The sequence below is a fragment of the Planococcus lenghuensis genome (genome assembly GCF_001999905.1).
Lineage (GTDB): Bacteria > Bacillota > Bacilli > Bacillales_A > Planococcaceae > Indiicoccus > Indiicoccus lenghuensis.
Map to the genome: position 1 here is coordinate 223237 of NZ_CP019641.1, position 19641 is coordinate 242877.

The window sequence follows — 19641 nt, forward strand, 5'->3', positions numbered from 1 at the left end:
CAGATGATTGCGCCTCTATTGAATGAAAAGTTGGATGCCCAGGAACTGCAAAAGCTCCGCCGGCAAATCTGTGAGCGGCACGGCCTCTCCGAACGCACCATCCGACGCTACGTCGCGCAGTTCAAGAAGGAAGGCTTTGAAGGGCTGAAGCAGAAACCATACCGTTCGGTTCCCCGGGAGCTTCAAGATCACGTGGTGGAGCAGGCAATCCTCCTGAGACGAGAGGTTCCGAGCCGGAGCATCGCCTCGATTATCCAGATTCTTGAGTGGGACGGTGTCGTCGCAAAAGGCGAATTGAAGCGCAGCACGTTACAGGAACGCCTGTCAAAACAAGGGTATAGCGCCCGTCAGATGAAAATGTATCATGAGACATCGGGCGCCGTGCGGCGATTTCAGAAACGCCGTCGGAATGCCCTCTGGCATTCGGATATCAAATACGGACCCTACCTGCCGATCGGGCCAAACGGGACGAAGAAACAGGTCTACATGGTGGCGTTCCTGGATGATGCGACCCGCTTCCCGCTCCATGTGGCATTCTATCCGATGTTGGATGCGCGCTGCGTGGAAGATGCATTTCGTGAATCCATCCGGAAGCATGGGGTACCGGAGAGCGTCTACTTCGACAACGGCAAGCAATATCGCACCAAATGGATGGCGCGAACCTGTTCCAAGCTCGGCACACGGCTTTTATATGCCCGCCCCTATTCACCAGAATCGACCGGCAAGGTCGAGCGGTTCAATCGAACCTTTGACGAGTTCCTGCAGGAAGTGCGACTCGAAGAACCGAAGACCGTCGATGAACTGAACGGCTGGTTGGATGTCTGGGTGAAAGAGCGCTACGCCCACAAACCACACAGCGCACTGGACGGCAAGACGCCATTTGAAGCGTTTCGCAACGAATCGACCCAGCTCCGTTCGGTCTCAGCCGAAGAGCTGGCCCATGCCTTCCTGCATGCGGAGACGCGGAAAGTCGATAAATCGGGCTGCATCAGTTTCCAGGACCGCAAATATGAAGTCGGTCTCAACTTTGTCGGCTGCAAGGTGGAAATTACGTTTGATCCGCAGGACACCCGCGAACTGACCGTCGACTATCCAGGTTATGATAGCTGGAAAGCGCGGGAAATGGTCATCACCGAGAAGACTGGGAAGCGACCAGCGCTACCGGAAAAGATGACGAAAGAACCTGCCGGTTCATCTCGCCTCCTGCAAGGGGCCAAAAAAGTGAACGCGGACCGCAAGGCAGCTGCCGTGACACCGAGTGTGCCGGCCGTGAGCTTCCGTCACATCGGAAAAGGGGGTGCGGAACATGTTTGAATCGTTCTTTGAGATGCGTGCCACGCCGTTCTCCCGGGACATCCCGACCGCCGAATTGTACGAATCGAATCAGCTGGAAGAAATCCTTGGCCGGCTGAACTATGCCGCAGAACGGCAGCTCTTCGCGGTCATGACCGGTGAATGCGGACTCGGAAAGACCACCGCCATCCGCCGGTTTACGGATCAACTGGATCCTTCGCGCTTTAAGCTGCTTTATCTGTCAGACTCAAAGTTGACGCCCCGGCATTTCTATAAGGGGCTGTTGGAACAATTGGGACTCGAGTCCAAGTTTTATCGGGGCGATGCCAAGCGGCAACTGCATCGCGAAATCGAACTGATGAAAGGCATCCATAAGCTGACGCCCGTCTGTGTGGTGGATGAAGCCCACTTACTCGACCGGGAGATGTTGGAAGAGGTGCGGTTCCTCCTGAACTTCCGCATGGATGCCCAGAGTCCGATGGCGCTGATCATGGTCGGGCAGAACGAACTGTGGGAGCGCCTTCAGCTCCAATCCTTCGCAGCTATCCGCCAGCGGATTGATATCCAATTCCGGCTGCATCATCTTGACCGGGCGGAGACCGAACAGTACATGAACAAACATCTTTCCTTCTCAGGTGTCGGACGGGATATCTTCAGCGAATCCGCGATTGATGAGGTGTTCAGCTATTCGAGTGGTGCGTCGCGCCTCATCAACAAGCTGGCAACGCATTGCCTGTTGTTTGCGGCGCAGAATGGAAATCGCATCATCGACGACCGGATGGTGAAGAAAGTGATCGAGGGAGAACTGGCCTAGTTCCCCCTCGTTTTTCTCTATTTTTCCGGACAAAGAAACCGTCAGGTTGGGGACAAAAAGAACCGTCAATTTCCAGACAAAATCAGACGTCAATAACAGATGACCTTTACTCAATAGTTTCTTTATTAAACGTAATGCTGTTTCAAGACGAATACAACAATTATATAAATAACCATTCTGAAGAGGGGATGAATAAAAAGTACATAAAAAGAGCTTGGGAGGTAGGAAGAAAAAATATTGAAAACTACCCGAGGTTAACTTCGATTTTAGAGAAAGGTTTAAATGATAGTGAAAAAGAAAGATATTGTTCTGTTAAGGAGATAAAGAAAGAATTGAAAAGCTGGAAAGAAAGCTGGTGAATAAAGTTGGAACAAGAACAAGTAATAAAAATTAAAAATGTTGGTATTAAATATGGAGATAATTGGGTTATAAGAAATTTCAATACCGATTTTTATCAAGGCCAAATGGTAGCACTTATTGGATCTAATGGGGCTGGTAAAACCACGTTAATGAACACTATTGCTGGAGCTATACATCCGGAAGAGGGAAAGGTGGAGTTTAATAAGAAGTTGTTAAACAAGCATGCTTTTTCATCAATAGGCTGGAGTCCACAAAGACAAGTAATAGATTGGTATTTAAACGTTTATAATAACGTATATATGGGTGCTATGTTGGCAGGATACTCTAAGAGAGAATCTAAGATTAAAACAAACAATGCACTGAAAATAGTTGGTCTAGAAGACATGAGTAAAAAGCATCCCGATGCACTTTCAGGTGGACAGCAACAACGAGTACAAATTGCTCGAGCTATCGTTCATACTCCAAAAATCATGATATTAGATGAACCGACAACTGGATTGGATGCGGAATCCACAGATAACTTATTAGCATCCCTAAAAAAACATGCAGATATGGGGAATTTCGTTTTGCTGTCTTCACATGATTTACATTCCGTAGAAAATTATTGCGACACAATTATGTTTATAGATAAAGGAAAGTTGATATATTTTGAAAAAAAAGAAGCTTTTTTATCACGGTTTCAGAATTTTGAAGTACTGACGTTAGAAATTGAACATGAACTAAGTGATGCGCAATTTAATACTTTACAAAAATCTATAGAAATAATAAGCAGAAATCCTCTCCAAGTAAGAATAAAAAGTAATGAACCTTTGGGTGATTTAATTCAGCTTGTTGAAAGATATGTTTGTGTGAAAGATGTAAAAAAGGAGAAGTCGAACTTAAGGGATATATACTTAAAACTGAAGGAGGGAGAGTAAGTGGAAAAAAAAATTGAATCGATTGACTTAGGAAAGAATAGTTTTCTTGGAGTCAAAGGAATAATAGCAGTAATTACAATTGAGCTACAAGCTTTTTGGAACAATAGAAATACTGTATATGCAAAATTTTTAGAGCCAATAATTTACCTCTTATTTTTAGTTGTAGGAATTAGAAGTTCTAATCATCTAATTCAATTTAAAGGAGAGTCTGTTGATTATATATTATTTTCTGTACCAGGTATAATGGCAATTTTAGTAATTCGTTTAATGTCTCATACTATCTATAGATCGACCATAGATAGAAGATGGGGCCTGATGGCTCTAAAGTTTTTGAATGGAGTAACCCCAATAAGTTATATTTTAGGACTCTCAGTTTATCCTATTGCAATGTTTATAGTTCAATCAACTTTACTAATAATATTATCATTGTTTTTTGGTATAACAATAACTTTGTCAGGTTTTATATTAGCTCTGGCTTTTGGTGCTATTGCTATTTTATTTTGGAGTACTCTTGGTGTAATTATTACAACTAGCATTCACAACTATCAACAAAGAGATTTAATTATAAGTTTAATGGTATTACCCTTAATATTTACTGCTCCTACTTTTTTTAGTTTAGACAATGTACCTACTTATATGAAAGTAGTAGCATTTTTTAATCCTTTAACTTATCAAACTAATTCGATAAGAAGTGCTCTTACTAATCAAGTATCTTTATTAGAAATGTCTGCTACTATATTTTTATCAATAATAGTTTTAGTGATTTTTATTATTCTTTCAAAAAAGATAAAACTATTAAATAATGAACACTAGAGGAAAATCACAAAATATCATCTCCATTTAGAGAAAGAAGCAAATATAGTTTTCCTCTGGTGGGATGAAATAAGTTTATTCCATTCCTTTTTGATAATACTTTTCTACGATAGATTGGACTCCAGCTGAATACGATTATTGAAAGTGAGCGTCAATAAAAATTGCCTAGAGTACAGGCAAGCTTTATTTGACGCTTATATTATTGTAGAAAATAAGGAATTATTCTTCAGCTCAAATATCATGTTTGTAAAAAACTTACTCAGCAAAGAAGTAGAAAAGTAAGCGTCAAATAGGTTCTTTCCACACTTAGTTGAATTTACGAGCTTCAAGCAATAATAGTTTATTTCGCAGAAGCTCAAAACTATTTCTTCCATACATGATACGTTTAATGGTTTTCAACTTATTTATACTTCTTTCGGCTAATCCGTTATTGTAAGACAGGATACATGCATTTTCAACGGCCTCTATATCCTTCTTCATTCCATTGAGAAAACTGACCAATTCCTTTAACTTAAGGCTTTCAGCTTCGGAAATCCATTTATGCAACGCCTCTTTTTTACCCGATTGAAGAATCCCTTTAAATTCCCCTAGTAAGCGAAATAAGGTTTCAATCACCGGATACTTCTGAAAAACGTTTTTTACTTGTTCGGAGGAAATGGCTTTTACTTTATCCAGTGGCTTGTAAAGTAGCTTTACCAGCCACTTTCTCTCTACAATCTCCGTGGCATCGGCGGTTTCTTCATCTTTTAGATCGCTTCGCAGCCTTTTCTCTTTCGCTATGAATTGTCTGATCGCAGCTTCTGAACCTGTGTAACCTTTCTTACAAATGGAAGTGTAGATCTCTTTATAAGTGGTTCCTTTTGAACGTAAAGCGATCACTTCATTTCGAAAAGGAGCTAATTTTCCGTTGCGCTGTACACCATATTGGCCGTGGACCGGATTGAAATCGGAAGCTAAATAATTGTTTATCGTCTTCATTGTATAGCCAGTTTCATCGGCAATTTTTCTGATACTGTATCCTTTTTCCCGTAAAGCGATCACTGCTTCGGCTCTTCCTATTACTTTTTGAACGGCTTTCTTGTGTTCCTGACCACGTTGATCCACTGACTCTTTGGGGATTTCTTCTTCATGCATTCTCATATATTTTCGAATCATTTGAAAGCTGCATCTCGTTTGAGAACGAATTTCTTGTAAGGTGCGTCCTTGGGACGCCAAAGCTTTGACCCATAGGATTTTATCGCGTCGTGAAGATTTAGTGGTTAGTAGTAGATTCATAGCGTGCTGTTCCTTCGTTAATGGAATGATGATCCGTCCGGATAAAACACTATACAGATAGAGTGTAATCGCATCTGTCAGGTTTTTCACTAAATGAAAGCGATCGCTGATGTGATGGGCTTCAGGATGAGCTTCCCGAATCGCCGCGGCATACGTAGGAGAGCCGTCTCTTGAAACAAATTCGATATTTGGAAAGAGTGAAAGCCAACTAACCACATCTTTTTTCTCTCTTGATTCAATGGGGTCAATGACTTTGCCATCCGTCAAATCGATCATGAGAGTGCCGTAGCTCTTTCTTTTTTTTATCGCGAAATCATCGATGCAGATCGCTTCAATCGATTCTTTATTTATGGACAGTAGACTTTTTTTTTTGATAGTTACAGATGGTACTCTTTTTAACGTCGACTACGTGCTGAGATAGATAGGCTGCAGCTGAGACAGAACTTTGGGTTAATGAAACTTCCAGGATAGTTTCTTTTAACCTCCTGGTTTTCTTCGCTTTATTGTCTAAAAAGGGGAAGGTTTCGGTAAATGTCGTCCGGTGACAGGAAGCATTATCACAAAACATTTTCCGGTTTGATAGTATGATGACTACTTTTTTATCTTGAATCGGTAAATTTTGAAAGTTTCGGCTATAGCGAGAGTGGATGCGGGAAGACACCTGTTGGCAGGAAGGACATACACATTCTTTGCGAGTAGATGCCACAGAAAAACGAATGAAATCGGCAGATATATCCGTACTTGTGCAAACTAAATTTTCATCGAGTAATGTGATGAGTTCCTCCATAAAGCCATCTCTCCTATGATTTTTTGTTTCATTATAACAGAATACACAAACTATTCAACTAAGTATGGAAAGAACCTATTTGACGCTTACGGAAGATGGTGGTTTACTGCTGTTGCGGCTGTCAGTGCCAAGCTGCCGCTCGAGATCCTGTACCCGGGTTTTTAAAAAACCAGAAAATGTATACTCTTCTATTTATACATAAGATAGCTAAAAAGAAATAATTTACTGTATAATCTTATTTAAGGAAGGAGTTATAATAGTGAATCTAGTTAATGATTTTATTAGTTTTTTGAACATAAATAGTGGGGCCTTGGCAGTCCTTCTTAATGCAATTTTGGTTTCCATCACAGGAATATACGTTTTTTTGACATATAAGCTTGCTAAAAATTCTAATCAAACCGTTCAAGATGCTCGTATAGATTTAATTAATAAAAAAAAGAGAGAAGAAGCTATCAAGAAAAACCTTATTTACTTAATTAACAGTGAAATATTGCAAAATTCCTTCATTTATGTTTTTTCTCAGTATTACTTGCTTAACAAAAAAGAAGTTAACTTAAAAGAGAGACTAAGGCAATTTTGGAGTAATGGTAGAATCTCTGTAGATAGCACCTCAAAAGGCCATATAATTGCCCATACTAAGTTGGATACTTGGAGAGAAATACGTGGCCAATGTAGTCAATATTTTTCCAATGAACTTATGCAAGAGTTAACGGGATACTATTTCGGAGTTGAACATTCAAAAATCTATTCGATTAAAGGAATGCAAAGAGAAAACTTTATTGAACTTTGTAACAACCAACTTATATCTACTTACAAGTGTTTGGAAATTTTAAGAAATGAAGTAGAAGATCTTCGAATTATAGAGGAATACAAAGTAGGGAAAAAGACTCTTCGGATAAACAAGGAAAAAGGTATTCTTATTGAATCAAGTGAAGGATAGAACGACAGCTAGAGAGGAAATGCAGCCATCGTTCTTTCTTCAACAGTCTTCTTCAATTTGCATATTCTTCTTGGATCGATTGGTTCCCATGCGTGTTAGCACCTGTTCTTGGTCTTTGCTGGACAAGTTGGTATAAAGAGAAGTGGTTTCAATATTGCTATGTCCTAGCTGGTCACGTAAAAGCACAATATTCCCGCCATTACGGATGAAATCTGCAGCAAAACTATGGCGCAGTTTATGAGGACTGATACCCTCTCCTTGAGCAAATGCAGCCGTATACTTGCCGACCAGGTTCTCAATGGCCCGACGGGAAAGAGGGCGGGCAGTGCCACCATAGAGTGTGACGAACAGGAAGGGGACATCCTTCGCCCCCTTATAGCGGGCCTCCCGAATGGAAAGATAAGCCTTCAAATGCTCGATTGCCTGATCCATGATATTCACGGTATCTTCTTTTGCGCCTTTCCGTTTGATATCAATCAGTTTCTTTTTCAGATTCACTTTTTTCGTCAACATGCCTGCAGTTTCAGCTAGCCGGATTCCGCTGCCAAGAAAAAGGGAGAGGATGGCTAAATCACGTTCCTTATCCCGTTTAAACCGCTGTTTGGCTATGGCGCTTTCCAGCAATTCTTCGTACTCGAATTCCACAAAATGCAGAAACTCATGGATCTCTTGGTCATTCAGGATAACTGAACTGATTTTCTGCGCGCGTCTGCTCGCCGTTTCTTTTTTTGTATGCAAAACGATTTTGCTCATGACGTTCCGGTAGAAGTAAGATTCTCCTTCTTCATTCTCGGTTTCCTTCGTCAGGTAATTGAATAGGGACTTCAACGCATGGACGGAGAGATTAACGACGTCTTTCCCGCGTTTTTTGGTCGTTTCCTGTTCGTAATGAATGGATTCTTCCTGAAGGTACTCGATGTAGAGCTCGATGTCCTGTTTTCGCAGTTTCTCCAGGACGGAATAGGGGATGGAAGCAGCATCCGCCGCATCGGTCAGTCCTTCCCGGAGCAGCCACTTGAAAAAGTGCTGATAGCGGTAGAGGTACTGTAGCAAGGTGTTCGCTGATAGCCCTGCACGTTTTTTAGAACGGATGTATTCGACAACGTAGAAGGGCATAGTTGTAAGTTGTGTTTCAATGCGCTGTAGAACCTGCAGCTCTTCGGGTGTCATGGCCATAAATCGAACGCTTCCTTTCGTTTTGTTATATCGGTATAATTGTTCGCAAAATACAATTTTAACGAACAAATGTTCTATTTTTATTCAAATTACTTATATATTGAAAAGCGGCTTACTCATAGCAATATAAAGATGCAAGTTTTTGAGATTCAATTTTGCTTTAGCAAAGAGAGGGGAGCAGACTATACTCCTTTCTTGGTACAAGAATCTCCAAGAAACAGAGTTTGAGAACAAGTAACCCATAGGTGATCCTATTGCTTTCCATAAATCGACTTACTTTCATCAATCTTGTCTAGAATCGGCTGCCGTTCTTCGTTCAGTTTTGCATACATTTTATAGGTCTTCATTTCGAACTCCATACGTTGCCGTTCATCTTCCCCGAACAAAAGTTTTCCGCTGCTTACAATCTGCATCTGAAACACGGTTGACGCTCTGGCTAAATCAATCAAATCCACATCCTGATTCAGGATGGCTGCCAGTTCTTGCGCGATGATGAACACTTGGTACTCGTCAAACTGCTGGTTACTCAGAAAAGCAATGTCTAAATCGCTGTCCTGACGTGCGGTACCATTCGCTGTAGAACCGAACACAATCAACAGCATTGGAGAAAGTCGATCGATCAGGAAATGCTTTACTTGCTCCAGTTTTGCATCCATTGCATGGCCTCCTGTAAAACTTCAGTTTCAGGCACTGTTATACAACCACCTAAATAATAACTCCAATGACGAAACTTTACGTGAAAACTTTTAAGTAATTAACCAGACTTTCTTCCACACATCCTGCGATTAAGTTTATAAAAGGCTGCAGATCCTGTTGTGTACTTGCGATTTCCAACGTTCCATAATACTTCAGACGCTGCTCATTCTCAGCTTTCACAATGGCAGGGGGGAACCCATTGCTCATCAAAATCAGGTTCATTAACAAGCGCGCAGTGCGCCCATTCCCGTCAGCAAATGGGTGGATATAGACAAATTTAAAGTGGAATTCAGCAGCCAGTTCTACAGGATGCAATTCTTCTTGTGCTTGGCCATACCATTCAAAAAGGTTCTTTATTTCATGCGGGACTTGGAGAAAATGGGGTGGCTTATGTTTGCTGCCCGAAATTCTAATGTTAGTCGCACGATATATACCTGCATTTTCGTTATCTATGCTTTTCAAAACCAAGTAGTGAATTGTTTTGATAACTTCTTCATTTAACACTGTAGGTCGCTGGATTTGTTCCTCTACATAGTCAATCGCTTCTGAGTGATTAATAACCTCCAAATGCTCCTGCAGACGCTTGCCGCCAATGGTAAGACCATCTTCTAGAATTACTTTTGTCTCGATTAAGGATAAAGTATTTCCTTCAATGGCATTAGAATTATAGATCCATTCGATTCGTTCAACCGCTTTAAGATTTGCTTCTGCCACTCGTTGGAGTGGCAGATGTTTATCTAATTTTCTCTTAAGCATATCGACATTCAGAATACTCTCCACTAATTAACACCCAACCTTACTTGAGATATAAGCGTATAGAGAAAGTGTGTTTGATACCCGCAATTTACTTTTAGAGACGAACTTCTATAAATGGTCACTTAAAAATATATCCAAGTAATTTTTGAAAGGGGCATCAATCAAATCATTAGATTTTCCCCATTCATAAAGCTTTACGCGATTTAGAAAGGAGTAAAAGCTATCACTTTCAGTTATCAAATCAAGGATCAGTTTATTCTTGACTCTTTTTCCCGATGTACTATCATTGGGATTTTCTATTATGGTCCTGACTATTCCAAGTAGCAAATCCGTTAACTCTATCCCATATTCTTCTTGTTTGGCCATGTATTGAACATCACTGAGCTTGAAGTTTTCACCTCTATATATGGATTGGATATTGAGTTGCTCAAACATTTGCCGCCTTAAGTCGTAATTTTTGGCTTCATATGTGTTATCGTGCTCAATAGCAACCTGTGCATCTACAAAGGAATGACTTCCGTACTTCCTGATCAATCCATAAACAACTCGTTCAGGGAACTTCGTATAAATGGTATGATCGACCACATCAGCAAATTTTTCTTTGATTTCTTGCGAGTCTTGTTGAATCTTATTCTGATTATAGGAAATGACGTTCATTTTCATTAGACGTTGATGATTCATGGCTGTGAGTATGATTTTTTCTATTTTTTTCCGTGTCGATCCATGTCCACGAAAAGTGGCCCAATGGATATCTGACTGGCGAACAATTTCGTTCAGTTCCTGTAATTCCGGCAATTCATACAAAGTCGATGGGATTAGAATAGCACCCATTAAATGAATTTTCTCTGAATGTTTACCGCTCTCATCAAAGAAAATTCGAACCGGAAAAGATTTTCTTTCTGTCACATGGACACCGCCTTAGCTACTGGTTAGCTGGTTAATATAACTTTACAAATTACTTCGTTTACGCGATAATAATAAAGAAGAAACAAACCAAGTTGAATAAACATTGTAGCATTTTATTGGTTGCTCCTTAATTCGCAGCTTGTAGATGCTACGTACTGAAACCTATTGGTTGCTCCTTAATCTGCAGCCTGTAGGTTTTACTTTTTATCAAAAAGAGCGGTCTCTTAGCGAGATGGCTCTTTTCTAATTATATCACACCTCAATTGTTCGTTAAATCGACATTTTGCGAACAATTGGTTTTACAATCCGAACTAGGATTTAGCGTGATTTCGTTATCTTTGATAAACCTTCTTATTCAACGCCTCTCCCCACTTCTTCTTAGAACTGTTATTTTCACCAAGATAAAGATGTTCATGTACTTCATACGGCTTCAATTGATTTGTTCAGCGATAACTTGAGCCGCTTTATCTATTGACTCATGGTATTCGACTGTCTGTGTGGGAATAAAAGTTAACTCTATCGTTTTCGTATTCGGCAAGCACCTTACTATAACGCGGTCTTCCTCAGTTTTCGTAAAGGTCTGCGTGATGTTTACTGTATCGTATTGGACAATGGTTCTTAAGAGCACTTTGATGTCTTCTAATTTCACTGTTGTTCCCCCTGTCCTTAAAAAGTGGTTAGAAACCTGAAAGAATTCATTAAATCCGTCATAAGACAATGGATAATGTACATTTCAGCGTTCAATTGCTTATCATCAGTAATGGTTTGCCCCCTTCTACATGAACTGCAAATCTGCCAATTCAAAATTCCCCACCACAATTTTTCCGATAGATTTCCATTGTCTGATCAGTTTATCTGTCCTCCTGGAGCGCAAACTAAATACCCGCTTCGCTATACTATGCGAGTCGCTTGAATTTGACTGTCCGATACAGGGGCGTTAGCATGCATAGTCCGGCCTGCTCATTTCAAAAAATGACGTTGCAATTTTTAGCCCCCCTTCTGGTCCTTGATATGTATAGATTCCATTTGGCTCTATTTGAAGCTTTAAGCTTGCCTGATCCCAGGCACTTTCCTATAAATCAGCCAGGACATATCGACTGTGCCCTAGACAATTGACGGATAAGCGGGCGAACAAAGTGATGAAGCTTTGCACGTTTTCCCTCATTAAATATCGATTCCGGCAGTTATTGGGCGATGTATTGCAATGTGTCGCCAAGTCGAGCTGCAAAGACTTCTGGTGGCTCAATGGCTTCCAGATGCATACAGACGACATCCGCTCTCTCATCTAGCCACTGCCGGTAATCGCTTGGCAGCGGATGTGGATGCTGGATCAGCATTAACAAGAACAGCTCATACTCTTCTGGCTGAAAATAAAGCTCAGCTGTATTTAAGGCTACCCTATTCGTCTGACAGGATTTGAATGAGACCTTGAGATCATAAAGACAGTCACGGACCAGTTCCTCTTTCCCTCCGTTAATAGTTCTAGTTTTGCTGAACACATACTTTTCTTCATCCAAATTCTGTTCCATATCCAGGAGAAGGCCTACTTGTCTTGCCGTAGTTTCTGGCGGCTTCATACTGTTCCCTCCTTTGAAATCCAAGAAGATCTTGATTTCATTTCGCCTGAATTTGTAAAAAAACGCAGAAAATCAAGTGATTCTCCGCGTCTTTGCAGACAACTCCGCTAACTTCATCATCGTCTTTCCTGGCTTCATACTAATTATAAAAAATTAATGATATCTCTAATTAATTCTTATTTTACCGGTCTTAGTGATTCCAGTACAACCATTCGTCTTGTCCACTGGCAGAAGTGTCTTCCTGAGTCGTTCTAATAACTCCTTTTTGCTGATCTTGGCCAAAACTTCAGAAAGTGAAAGAAATATATTGTTTATTTCACTGCCTCTGATACCCGCTGACAGAGCTCGAAGAACAGGCAAAACATCGCTGTTTTCTGCTGATTATCCATTCCTATGGTAGACTGATTGAAATAAGCTGTGATTTCGAAAATTCGATGAACCATAGGAGGATAAAATGGAAATAGTGTCAATTGGTGAAAGAATAAGAATACTACGTGAACAACGTAATTTATCAGATGGGGAATTTGCAAAGGAACTTGGTATTGCCAAAAGTACCGTGTGGGCATATGAAGATGGTAAGAAACTTCTAACGGTTCCACACCTCATACGGATCGCCGAGTTTTTGGGTGTTTCCGCAGATTCACTGCTTGGCCGCTCGGCACATCACATAGAGTGCGATTTGCAGAATAAACAAGGAATGAGCGGCTATAAGCTCACGGTTGATGACCATCCATTGAACGAAGAAGAAGTGGCAGACATGATTTCCTATATCCAAGTGAAACGGCGAATGGGAAAACAGCGGGAGCTTGCAAAAACGGAGCAGGGAACCCCCTTCGGAAACTAAAGGAATGCAATCTATGTCTTCAACCAGCTAACTAAGAACGGCCGGCTAAATGAAATCCTCCCCGACCGAGTTTATTTTTGAGCATGCCCCGTCAGAAGTGGTTCCACCCCTTCGATATGACTTTTTCTCACTAGCCAAACTCACTAGTGTTGCATTAATTTATCCGGAACATTAGAAATTCATCAAATCTTCAAAAATCAGTTAAATCCAAAAGAAAAAGTCCTTCATAATGGAAAGCACAGGTAGTTCCTGTCCAAATCCACTAAAAAGGACTCACGCATGGACAAGAATACTAAAAAAACGGCATTTGGTAAATGGGTTTACCCCATAAATTTTGAGAAATTCAACGAAATTGTGAAAGATCATCGACAGGATTGCTATATAAGTTGAATTAAAGAAACATACTCAAAGGCGCACGCAAAGCCGATCAATCACTTCTTCCAATCGCTCGCTGATGTACTGGATGAATTCCCGCACTTTCAGCTTAATCTTACGAACATCCGGGAAGAAGACATTGTTAATGACGGATTCCTTCAGCCATTTCCAGAGGCCTTCCGTCAGGTTCAGTTGGGGGCTGTAGGGCGGCAGGAAGACAAGCCCCAATCGGTCCCGGTTCTCTTCCAGAAACGGCTGGATCAGCTTCGCGTGATGGATTCGGGCATTGTCCAGAACCACGGCGATCTTACCCGTTGGGTAAACAGATAGGAGTTTCCTGAGAAAGCGCAGGAACGTCACGGCATCATACCGTTCTTCTTCTGTGCAGAAGACTTCGCCCGTCGCGTAATTTAGCGTGGCGATGAGCTTCACGCCTTTGTGTTGGCCGTGAGTGGGGATGAACCGCTGTTCCCCTTTTCTGAACCACGTCCGCCCGATTGCCTGGTAATCTCGGATCATCGACTCATCCTCGAAGAGGAGATGGTCGATCTCTTCAGCCATCAGCTTTTTTTTAGCGCTGGAAACGTCTTTTCCTTGAATTCCCGCTGCTTTTCCGGATCGGCTTTCTCCAGCGTATACGTCGGCCGTGTATTGGAGAGCCCCTGCCTGCCCAACAGAATCGACATACCGCGCAGGGAATAAGAGACGCCCCATCTGTTTTTCGCGTATTCGGCAGCCAGTGCGAGTGTCCAGTTGTAGCGGGCGCTGAAGCCGACATCGGCCGGTGTCCGGGTGGCAATCGTCTCCGCCAGCTCTTCCTGCTGTTCTGCCGTCAGTTTCGGTTTCTTTCCAGTGGAATGGCCAAGGGCCAGTCCCTCGATGCCGCCTGCCAGATAAGCGGACAAGTAAGAACTGACGGCCTGGCGGCGCCGGCCGATGATCCGGCCGGCTTCCTCCATTGTCTCGCCCTCCAGGACAAGACGGACAGCCAGATATCGTTCGTAAAGCCGGCGGTCTTTCGCCTGGTTCATGGCTTCCTGCAGTTCGCTCAGCTGATCCTGTTTTTCCATATTCGATCATCCTTTCAGGTATTAACAGTATACACCTGATTGCTGGATGTTCGAAACATTAAATCAACTTATATATACAAAAAAACTGACGACGCAGGCGTATCTGCTTTTGATGTTGCACGCCCAATTAATGAAAGTAGACAGCCTTCATGCGCTGGAAGCTGCTTTGGCAAATACCGATGTTCAGCGGACTGCCGGCGTTAAATCCATCAGTGTTTCCCAGCTGTCGAGAAAAAACAACAATCTGGACCCAGTGATTCTTTCGAATATCTTCCTGCAGCTTGTGAGCCTGATCAACGGAAAGAAGATGCCATCCCCCAACGGGATGCCATTGAAAGTCATCGACTCTTCCACGCTTCCCCTAAACGTCAACCACTTTAAGTGGGCGAAGTTCCGGAAGACCAAATCGGGCGTCAAACTGCATCTGCGTCTGGTATTCGATGAGAGGGGAACCCATTATCCCGACAAGGAAATCATCACGAACGCCAAGGAATCCGACCGCAGCCAGCTGGAAGTGCTCGTTGATGACAAGGAAGCCATGTATGTTTTTGACCGGGGCTATATGGATTATGGCCGCTTTGACGCGTTCACAGACGAGGGCCTCTTTTTTGTCAGCCGGCTGAAGAAAAATTCCGTCGTACGTCTGGTAGAAAGATTCGCACTTGCGTTTGTTGTGATACCATTTCAGATACGATGGCCTTTATCGGAAACGCGACAAATTGTACGGAAAACGTCTTTCGGATTGTGGTCATACCGGATGGCAAAGGCGGGGAATTGCGCCTTGTCACCAACCGTTTCGACTTATCTCCAGCGGAAATCAGTGACATCTATCGGTCACGGTGGGCCATCGAATTGTTCTTCAAATGGCTCAAGCAGCACGTGAAGATCAAGCATTTTTACGGACAAAGCGCAAATGCCGTAAAAAACCAGATCTACCTGGCCTTGATCGCCTACCGCCTGAATGTGCTGATCCAGCTGGAAACAGAAAGCAAAAAGTCGATTCTGGCCATCACGCGCCTGTTAACGGCGAAGCTCTGGATGAAAGCCAGGGACCGGATTCGCCGGATTGGAGGAACATCGGTTCCATAAAGCGAATGGTCGGTCCCCATTTCTCTTGGTTATTTGCATAAAATTACCAAATGGATAGTGCTACCTTTATTCAGGCATTTTCTTTTTTGGCGAAAATGATTCAAAATATTTCGATCGATTGTTCTTCTGCTTTTATGCAACACTAGTGACTTGTTCTATATTGACAATGACTTTCAAGAAAAGTAGAATTGACCATGTTGAAAATGATTCTCAATATCACAGAAAGCAGGAGGACTACATATGTTTAAATTCTTTTCAAAACGGGGCGTGCTCCTACTCGTCTTGATGATGACCGCTTTGCTTGCCGCTTGCGGAAATACCGTTTCTTCTTCCGGAGATTCTTCAATGGAAGGAACGAATGAGGAAGTCCGTACAATTGAACACGCGATGGGAACGACAGAAATTGAAGGGACACCAGAAAGAGTCGTCACTCTTTATCAAGGGGCCACTGATGCAGCGACAGCCTTTGATCTAGAACCAGTCGGAATTGTAGAGTCTTGGGTGCAGAAACCGATTTACACATATCTTCAAGAAGATTTGGATGGAACTCCAATCGTTGGACAAGAAACTCAGCCAAACTTGGAAGAAATCGCAGCAAAAAATCCGGATGTCATCTTTGCTTCCAAAATGCGTCACGAGGATATCTATGAAAAGTTAAGCCAAATTGCGCCGACCGTAGCCATTGATGCCGTTTATGACTTCAAAGGCACCGTCAAATTACTGGGCGAAACAATGAATAAACAAGATCGTGCAGATGAAATTTTATCCGATTGGGAGAAGCGCATTGACGATTTCAAGACAAAAGCAGAAGAACGGCTTGGGGACAATTGGCCGCAAAACGTTGCATTAATCAATTTCCGTAGTGATCATGCGCGCATTTATTATGATAGTTTCGCAGGTTCCATTTTAAAAGATGCCGGTTTTACTCGTCCTGAAAGCCAGCAAGGAGAAGGCTGGGGCGTCAAACTGACAGACAAGGAAAGTATCGCCGCAATGAATGCCGATGTGTTTTTCGTCTTCATGGACGATGAGCCAGCTGTCCAGGATACTTATGCCGACTGGACAAGTCATCCCCTCTGGGGAAAACTCGATGCCGTTCAAAATGACCGGGTTTACCGTGTCGATCAAGTTGTCTGGAATATGGCTGGCGGAATCCGTGCCGCTAATCTCATGCTGGACGAACTATATGAACACTATAATCTAGAGAAATAACATATAAAGATAGGAGGGAATCTCCTATCTTTATTGCTATTGGAGAGAAGTTTCATGAAATCAATTGCGATATCCCCCATAGGCAATGGCTGTTCATGCTAGGCATAGTTCTCCTGTTTGTGCTTTCCGTTCTGTTAAGCATGGCTTTAGGAAAAACTCCGATACCCCTTTCTACCGTTTGGGATGCTCTGTTCCACTATGATCCAACGAGTACCCATCACATCATCGTCCGTTCGTCACGTCTGACACGCACATTGATCGCAACCACAATCGGGGCAAGTCTTGCAATTGCGGGTATGCTGATGCAGATCATCACCCGGAATCCATTAGCCGCTCCCGATATTTTCGGTGTCAACGCGGGCGCATTGTTCTTTATTGTTTTTTCCGCCACTTTTTTATCAGTCGATTCTTTGACTGGATATATGTGGATCGGATTTTTAGGCGCTGGAGTAGCTGGTGTACTCGTTTATTTTCTCGGTGCGATCGGGGAGGACGGCTTATCTCCAATCCGTCTGGTCCTTGCGGGAACCGCAATCAGCGCACTGTTCATTTCCTTCACGCAAGGGATGCTCGTTTTAGATGAACAGCGGATGCAAAGCGTGTTATTCTGGCTGTCCGGTTCGGTAGCCGGAAGGAATATGGAAATGCTTCTTCCTGTCCTCCCTTTCGTCATCATCGCCACTCTTATCGCGTTTTTGATGGGAAAGCCGTTGAATATTTTGATGTCAGGAGAAGATGTGGCAAAAAGTCTTGGTCAGAATACGGTTTTCGTCAAGCTAGTCGCAGGCCTAATCATCATTTTTCTGGCAGGGGGCGCCGTTGCGATTGCAGGAGCGATCGGTTTCGTCGGTCTTGTCGTACCGCATATTGCCAAAGGGATTACCGGGCCGAATTATCAATGGGGACTACCCCTCAGCGGTCTGTTCGGGGCAATTCTTCTTTTGCTTTCCGATGTCATCGCAAGGGTGATCATCGCCCCTCAGGAAATGCCGATCGGTGTCATGACCGCTTTTTTCGGTGTTCCGTTCTTTATTTACGTGGCTAGAAAAGGAGTGAAGAAAGGTGACTGAGTATTTTACGCTGAGAAGTAAATCGGATTCCTTTTCTATGCAGTTCCATAAACGCTCCCTTTTCCTTTTGGCCTTTTTAGCCATGTTGACCTTTGGGGTCCTCATTATCAGCTTGTCAGCGGGAAGTAGCTATATCCCTGTTTCATCCGTCATAAAGGAGCTGTTTGCCGAGAGTGAACATGCCTTTGTCCTTACTGAATTACGTGCACCACGGGTTTTAATGGCCGCTATCGTCGGAGCTGGGTTGGGCGTTTCCGGTTTGATTTTACAGGGAATCATCCGTAATCCACTTGGCTCTCCAGACATTATCGGGGTGACCGGGGGTGCTTCAGTAGGAGCCGTCCTTTTTATCGTCTATCTCCTTGGCGAGGTGAGCGTGCACTGGTTACCATTAGCGTCGATTATTGGAGCTGCTGGCACCACCGCCATCATTTATTTGCTTTCCTGGAAAAATGGAGTAACTCCCATGCGGTTGATTTTAATCGGAATCGCCATCTCCGCATTAACAAACGCCGTCATTACCCTCTTCATGGTATCAAGCGAGGCAACAATCGCAACTAGGATTTATTTATGGATGACTGGTAGTTTGTATGGAACGAACTGGCAGGAAGTCACTATCCTCGTTCCGATCATAGTAATGCTCATTTTCACGTCCTTATTTTTCACAAGAATCGTCAATATCAAGCAACTCGGCGATGATGTGGCAATCGGGATGGGAGTTCGTCTCCAGTTCTTCCGCCTCCTTCTGCTTGCCTTAAGTGTGGGACTTGCTGGCAGTGCTGTTTCGTTTGCCGGAGGAATTGCTTTTGTCGGTCTGATCGCCCCACATATTGCCAGACTCCTGCTCGAACGCTCTTTCGGTAATCTTGTATTCGGCACTGCGTTAATCGGCGCCTTAATCGTCATGATCGCTGACATTATCGCACGTACAGCTTTTTTGCCTTCCGATATTCCCGCAGGTGTATTCACAGCCGGAATCGGAGCGCCGTTCTTTATTTATTTGCTTTATAAAAATCGGAAGGGAATGAAGAAATGATTGCAGCTTCTTCTTTATTGAATGAATCTTCATGTCGGGCATTCTTACAGCACCAACAGCAACGGATTCATGCTCCAAACTTAAAAGTGACGGCATCTATGATGATGAAGAAATATGCACAAGTCCTCCCCCCTCAGGTTCTCGATCCTTTGATTTTTGAAAAACGAGGGAAAGCAATTCCCATTTCTGCCGTTCACTTAAGTGAAGACTTGAAATTCGTTACTGATGAATCACTGATTTTTGAAACAGAATCTGTGTCTGATTCCTGGAACAGTCTCTTTGCTGATCATCTCACACTTGTGTTGATGGCCTTCAATTCGACGACGAACCTCCATTTGCCGATTTTATGGGAAAACGTAGCTGTGCGACTGAATTCTTATCTACGGAAAATGATAGAACGCTATCCCGAGCATAATGAACGAATCATAGAGGTGGCAGAGGAATTACAAAGCTTGAGCGGTGACTGTTTCAAGTGGAATACTCATCCGATGCGTCCCTATCTTACTCCTTCCGCCATATTGACTGAGCAACATAAACGACAAACATGCTGCTATTTCCATAAGTTGGATAAAGAAAAGGAAATGACTCATTGTCTTGTCTGTCCGCTGAAAAGCTCCTGTAAATGATCATGATCT

At 42.9% G+C, this 19641-nt stretch carries 22 protein-coding genes and 1 pseudogene; 13 read left to right on the plus strand and 10 right to left on the minus strand.

Annotation, left to right across the window (positions count from 1 at the left end; genetic code table 11):
- Window positions 1–3 precede the first annotated feature (3 nt).
- The 5 genes from B0X71_RS19730 to B0X71_RS19745 all read left to right on the plus strand — a co-directional run bounded on the left by B0X71_RS19730 (window position 4) and on the right by B0X71_RS19745 (window position 4197).
- Complete coding sequence (locus B0X71_RS19730; RefSeq protein WP_456299480.1) at window positions 4–1314, plus strand: DDE-type integrase/transposase/recombinase; 1311 nt, start codon at window positions 4–6, stop codon at window positions 1312–1314.
- Entirely contained in the window at window positions 1307–2107 is an 801-nt protein-coding gene (locus B0X71_RS19735; RefSeq protein ID WP_077588586.1) for an ExeA family protein, read from the plus strand. Before B0X71_RS19730 ends, B0X71_RS19735 begins: the two co-directional genes overlap by 8 nt.
- A 188-nt stretch (window positions 2108–2295) precedes the next feature.
- Complete coding sequence (locus B0X71_RS21165) at window positions 2296–2466, plus strand: hypothetical protein (RefSeq protein ID WP_156889997.1); 171 nt, start codon at window positions 2296–2298, stop codon at window positions 2464–2466.
- 6 nt (window positions 2467–2472) lie between these two features.
- Window positions 2473–3384 (plus strand): metal ABC transporter ATP-binding protein, encoded by a 912-nt coding sequence (locus B0X71_RS19740; RefSeq protein WP_198038761.1) that lies wholly within the window; start codon window positions 2473–2475, stop codon window positions 3382–3384.
- Window positions 3385–4197: an ABC transporter permease gene (locus tag B0X71_RS19745; protein WP_077591274.1), complete on the plus strand. Its 813-nt coding sequence runs from the start codon at window positions 3385–3387 to the stop codon at window positions 4195–4197.
- Between the two features lie 306 nt (window positions 4198–4503).
- On the opposite strand, the gene B0X71_RS19750 is transcribed toward B0X71_RS19745, so the two are convergent.
- The 3 genes from B0X71_RS19750 to B0X71_RS21820 all read right to left on the minus strand — a co-directional run bounded on the left by B0X71_RS19750 (window position 4504) and on the right by B0X71_RS21820 (window position 6451).
- On the minus strand, window positions 4504–5847 hold the full coding sequence (locus B0X71_RS19750; protein ID WP_156889998.1) for an ISL3 family transposase: 1344 nt from the start codon (window positions 5845–5847) through the stop codon (window positions 4504–4506).
- On the minus strand, window positions 5816–6259 hold the full coding sequence (locus tag B0X71_RS19755) for a transposase family protein (protein ID WP_077591276.1): 444 nt from the start codon (window positions 6257–6259) through the stop codon (window positions 5816–5818). Before B0X71_RS19755 ends, B0X71_RS19750 begins: the two co-directional genes overlap by 32 nt.
- Before the next feature lie 75 nt (window positions 6260–6334).
- A complete protein-coding gene (locus B0X71_RS21820; RefSeq protein ID WP_408634160.1) occupies window positions 6335–6451 on the minus strand; it encodes a DUF6444 domain-containing protein in 117 nt (38 codons plus the stop codon).
- A gap of 67 nt (window positions 6452–6518) precedes the next feature.
- Here B0X71_RS21820 and B0X71_RS19760 point away from each other — a divergent pair, with 67 nt between their 5' ends.
- Window positions 6519–7199 carry a hypothetical protein gene (locus B0X71_RS19760; protein ID WP_077591277.1) on the plus strand — a complete coding sequence of 227 codons (681 nt, stop codon included), beginning with the start codon at window positions 6519–6521 and terminating at the stop codon, window positions 7197–7199.
- A 39-nt stretch (window positions 7200–7238) separates the two neighbouring features.
- Here the strand turns inward: B0X71_RS19760 and xerS are convergent, their stop codons facing one another.
- From xerS to B0X71_RS19790, 6 genes are all read right to left on the minus strand, one after another.
- The gene (gene xerS, locus B0X71_RS19765; RefSeq protein WP_077591278.1) at window positions 7239–8375 is read right to left on the minus strand and encodes a tyrosine recombinase XerS; all 1137 of its coding nucleotides are present in this window, start codon (window positions 8373–8375) and stop codon (window positions 7239–7241) included.
- 251 nt (window positions 8376–8626) lie between these two features.
- Window positions 8627–9031, minus strand: coding sequence for a type VII toxin-antitoxin system MntA family adenylyltransferase antitoxin (mntA, locus tag B0X71_RS19770; RefSeq protein ID WP_077591279.1), 405 nt, complete (start codon window positions 9029–9031; stop codon window positions 8627–8629).
- A 76-nt stretch (window positions 9032–9107) separates the two neighbouring features.
- Window positions 9108–9827, minus strand: coding sequence for a Fic family protein (locus tag B0X71_RS19775; RefSeq protein ID WP_077591280.1), 720 nt, complete (start codon window positions 9825–9827; stop codon window positions 9108–9110).
- Window positions 9828–9935: 108 nt separating this feature from the next.
- On the minus strand, window positions 9936–10733 hold the full coding sequence (locus tag B0X71_RS19780; protein ID WP_077591281.1) for a DUF3800 domain-containing protein: 798 nt from the start codon (window positions 10731–10733) through the stop codon (window positions 9936–9938).
- Between the two features lie 430 nt (window positions 10734–11163).
- On the minus strand, window positions 11164–11382 hold the full coding sequence (locus tag B0X71_RS19785) for a hypothetical protein (protein ID WP_077591282.1): 219 nt from the start codon (window positions 11380–11382) through the stop codon (window positions 11164–11166).
- 535 nt (window positions 11383–11917) lie between these two features.
- The gene (locus B0X71_RS19790; protein WP_077591283.1) at window positions 11918–12310 is read right to left on the minus strand and encodes a hypothetical protein; all 393 of its coding nucleotides are present in this window, start codon (window positions 12308–12310) and stop codon (window positions 11918–11920) included.
- A gap of 454 nt (window positions 12311–12764) precedes the next feature.
- Between B0X71_RS19790 and B0X71_RS19795 the strand changes: the two genes are divergently transcribed.
- Window positions 12765–13154: a helix-turn-helix domain-containing protein gene (locus B0X71_RS19795; RefSeq protein ID WP_077591284.1), complete on the plus strand. Its 390-nt coding sequence runs from the start codon at window positions 12765–12767 to the stop codon at window positions 13152–13154.
- Window positions 13155–13559: 405 nt separating this feature from the next.
- On the opposite strand, the gene B0X71_RS19800 is transcribed toward B0X71_RS19795, so the two are convergent.
- Window positions 13560–14599, minus strand: a protein-coding gene (locus tag B0X71_RS19800; protein WP_269750118.1) for an IS630 family transposase whose coding sequence is annotated in 2 segments (ribosomal slippage) — window positions 13560–14099 and window positions 14102–14599 — 1038 coding nt in all. Because the reading frame shifts where the segments join, the coding sequence is not laid out codon by codon here.
- Window positions 14600–14729: 130 nt separating this feature from the next.
- Here B0X71_RS19800 and B0X71_RS21825 point away from each other — a divergent pair.
- From B0X71_RS21825 to B0X71_RS19825, 6 genes and pseudogenes are all read left to right on the plus strand, one after another.
- Window positions 14730–15203, plus strand: a pseudogene (locus B0X71_RS21825) (transposase); the annotation flags it as partial.
- Window positions 15204–15292: 89 nt separating this feature from the next.
- Complete coding sequence (locus tag B0X71_RS21830; RefSeq protein WP_408634156.1) at window positions 15293–15688, plus strand: transposase; 396 nt, start codon at window positions 15293–15295, stop codon at window positions 15686–15688.
- Window positions 15689–15928: 240 nt separating this feature from the next.
- A complete protein-coding gene (locus B0X71_RS19810) occupies window positions 15929–16900 on the plus strand; it encodes an ABC transporter substrate-binding protein (protein ID WP_077591285.1) in 972 nt (323 codons plus the stop codon).
- Window positions 16901–16995: 95 nt separating this feature from the next.
- Window positions 16996–17970: a FecCD family ABC transporter permease gene (locus tag B0X71_RS19815; RefSeq protein ID WP_077591286.1), complete on the plus strand. Its 975-nt coding sequence runs from the start codon at window positions 16996–16998 to the stop codon at window positions 17968–17970.
- Window positions 17963–19006: a FecCD family ABC transporter permease gene (locus tag B0X71_RS19820; RefSeq protein ID WP_077591287.1), complete on the plus strand. Its 1044-nt coding sequence runs from the start codon at window positions 17963–17965 to the stop codon at window positions 19004–19006. The genes B0X71_RS19815 and B0X71_RS19820 overlap by 8 nt, the downstream gene beginning before the upstream one ends.
- Window positions 19003–19632 carry a hypothetical protein gene (locus B0X71_RS19825; protein WP_077591288.1) on the plus strand — a complete coding sequence of 210 codons (630 nt, stop codon included), beginning with the start codon at window positions 19003–19005 and terminating at the stop codon, window positions 19630–19632. The genes B0X71_RS19820 and B0X71_RS19825 overlap by 4 nt, the downstream gene beginning before the upstream one ends.
- The last annotated feature ends 9 nt before the right edge of the window (window positions 19633–19641 follow it).

Bases quoted from the DNA above. Each gene is read 5' to 3' on its own strand.
- B0X71_RS19730 (WP_456299480.1), top strand. From the start codon at position 4: ATGATTGCGCCTCTATTGAATGAAAAGTTGGATGCCCAGGAACTGCAA.
- B0X71_RS19735 (WP_077588586.1), top strand. From the start codon at position 1,307: ATGTTTGAATCGTTCTTTGAGATGCGTGCCACGCCGTTCTCCCGGGAC.
- B0X71_RS21165 (WP_156889997.1), top strand. From the start codon at position 2,296: ATGAATAAAAAGTACATAAAAAGAGCTTGGGAGGTAGGAAGAAAAAAT.
- B0X71_RS19755 (WP_077591276.1), bottom strand. From the start codon at position 6,259: ATGGAGGAACTCATCACATTACTCGATGAAAATTTAGTTTGCACAAGT.
- xerS (WP_077591278.1), bottom strand. From the start codon at position 8,375: ATGGCCATGACACCCGAAGAGCTGCAGGTTCTACAGCGCATTGAAACA.
- mntA (WP_077591279.1), bottom strand. From the start codon at position 9,031: ATGGATGCAAAACTGGAGCAAGTAAAGCATTTCCTGATCGATCGACTT.
- B0X71_RS19775 (WP_077591280.1), bottom strand. From the start codon at position 9,827: ATGCTTAAGAGAAAATTAGATAAACATCTGCCACTCCAACGAGTGGCA.
- B0X71_RS19790 (WP_077591283.1), bottom strand. From the start codon at position 12,310: ATGAAGCCGCCAGAAACTACGGCAAGACAAGTAGGCCTTCTCCTGGAT.
- B0X71_RS19795 (WP_077591284.1), top strand. From the start codon at position 12,765: ATGGAAATAGTGTCAATTGGTGAAAGAATAAGAATACTACGTGAACAA.
- B0X71_RS21830 (WP_408634156.1), top strand. From the start codon at position 15,293: ATGGCCTTTATCGGAAACGCGACAAATTGTACGGAAAACGTCTTTCGG.
- B0X71_RS19810 (WP_077591285.1), top strand. From the start codon at position 15,929: ATGTTTAAATTCTTTTCAAAACGGGGCGTGCTCCTACTCGTCTTGATG.
- B0X71_RS19815 (WP_077591286.1), top strand. From the start codon at position 16,996: ATGCTAGGCATAGTTCTCCTGTTTGTGCTTTCCGTTCTGTTAAGCATG.
- B0X71_RS19825 (WP_077591288.1), top strand. From the start codon at position 19,003: ATGATTGCAGCTTCTTCTTTATTGAATGAATCTTCATGTCGGGCATTC.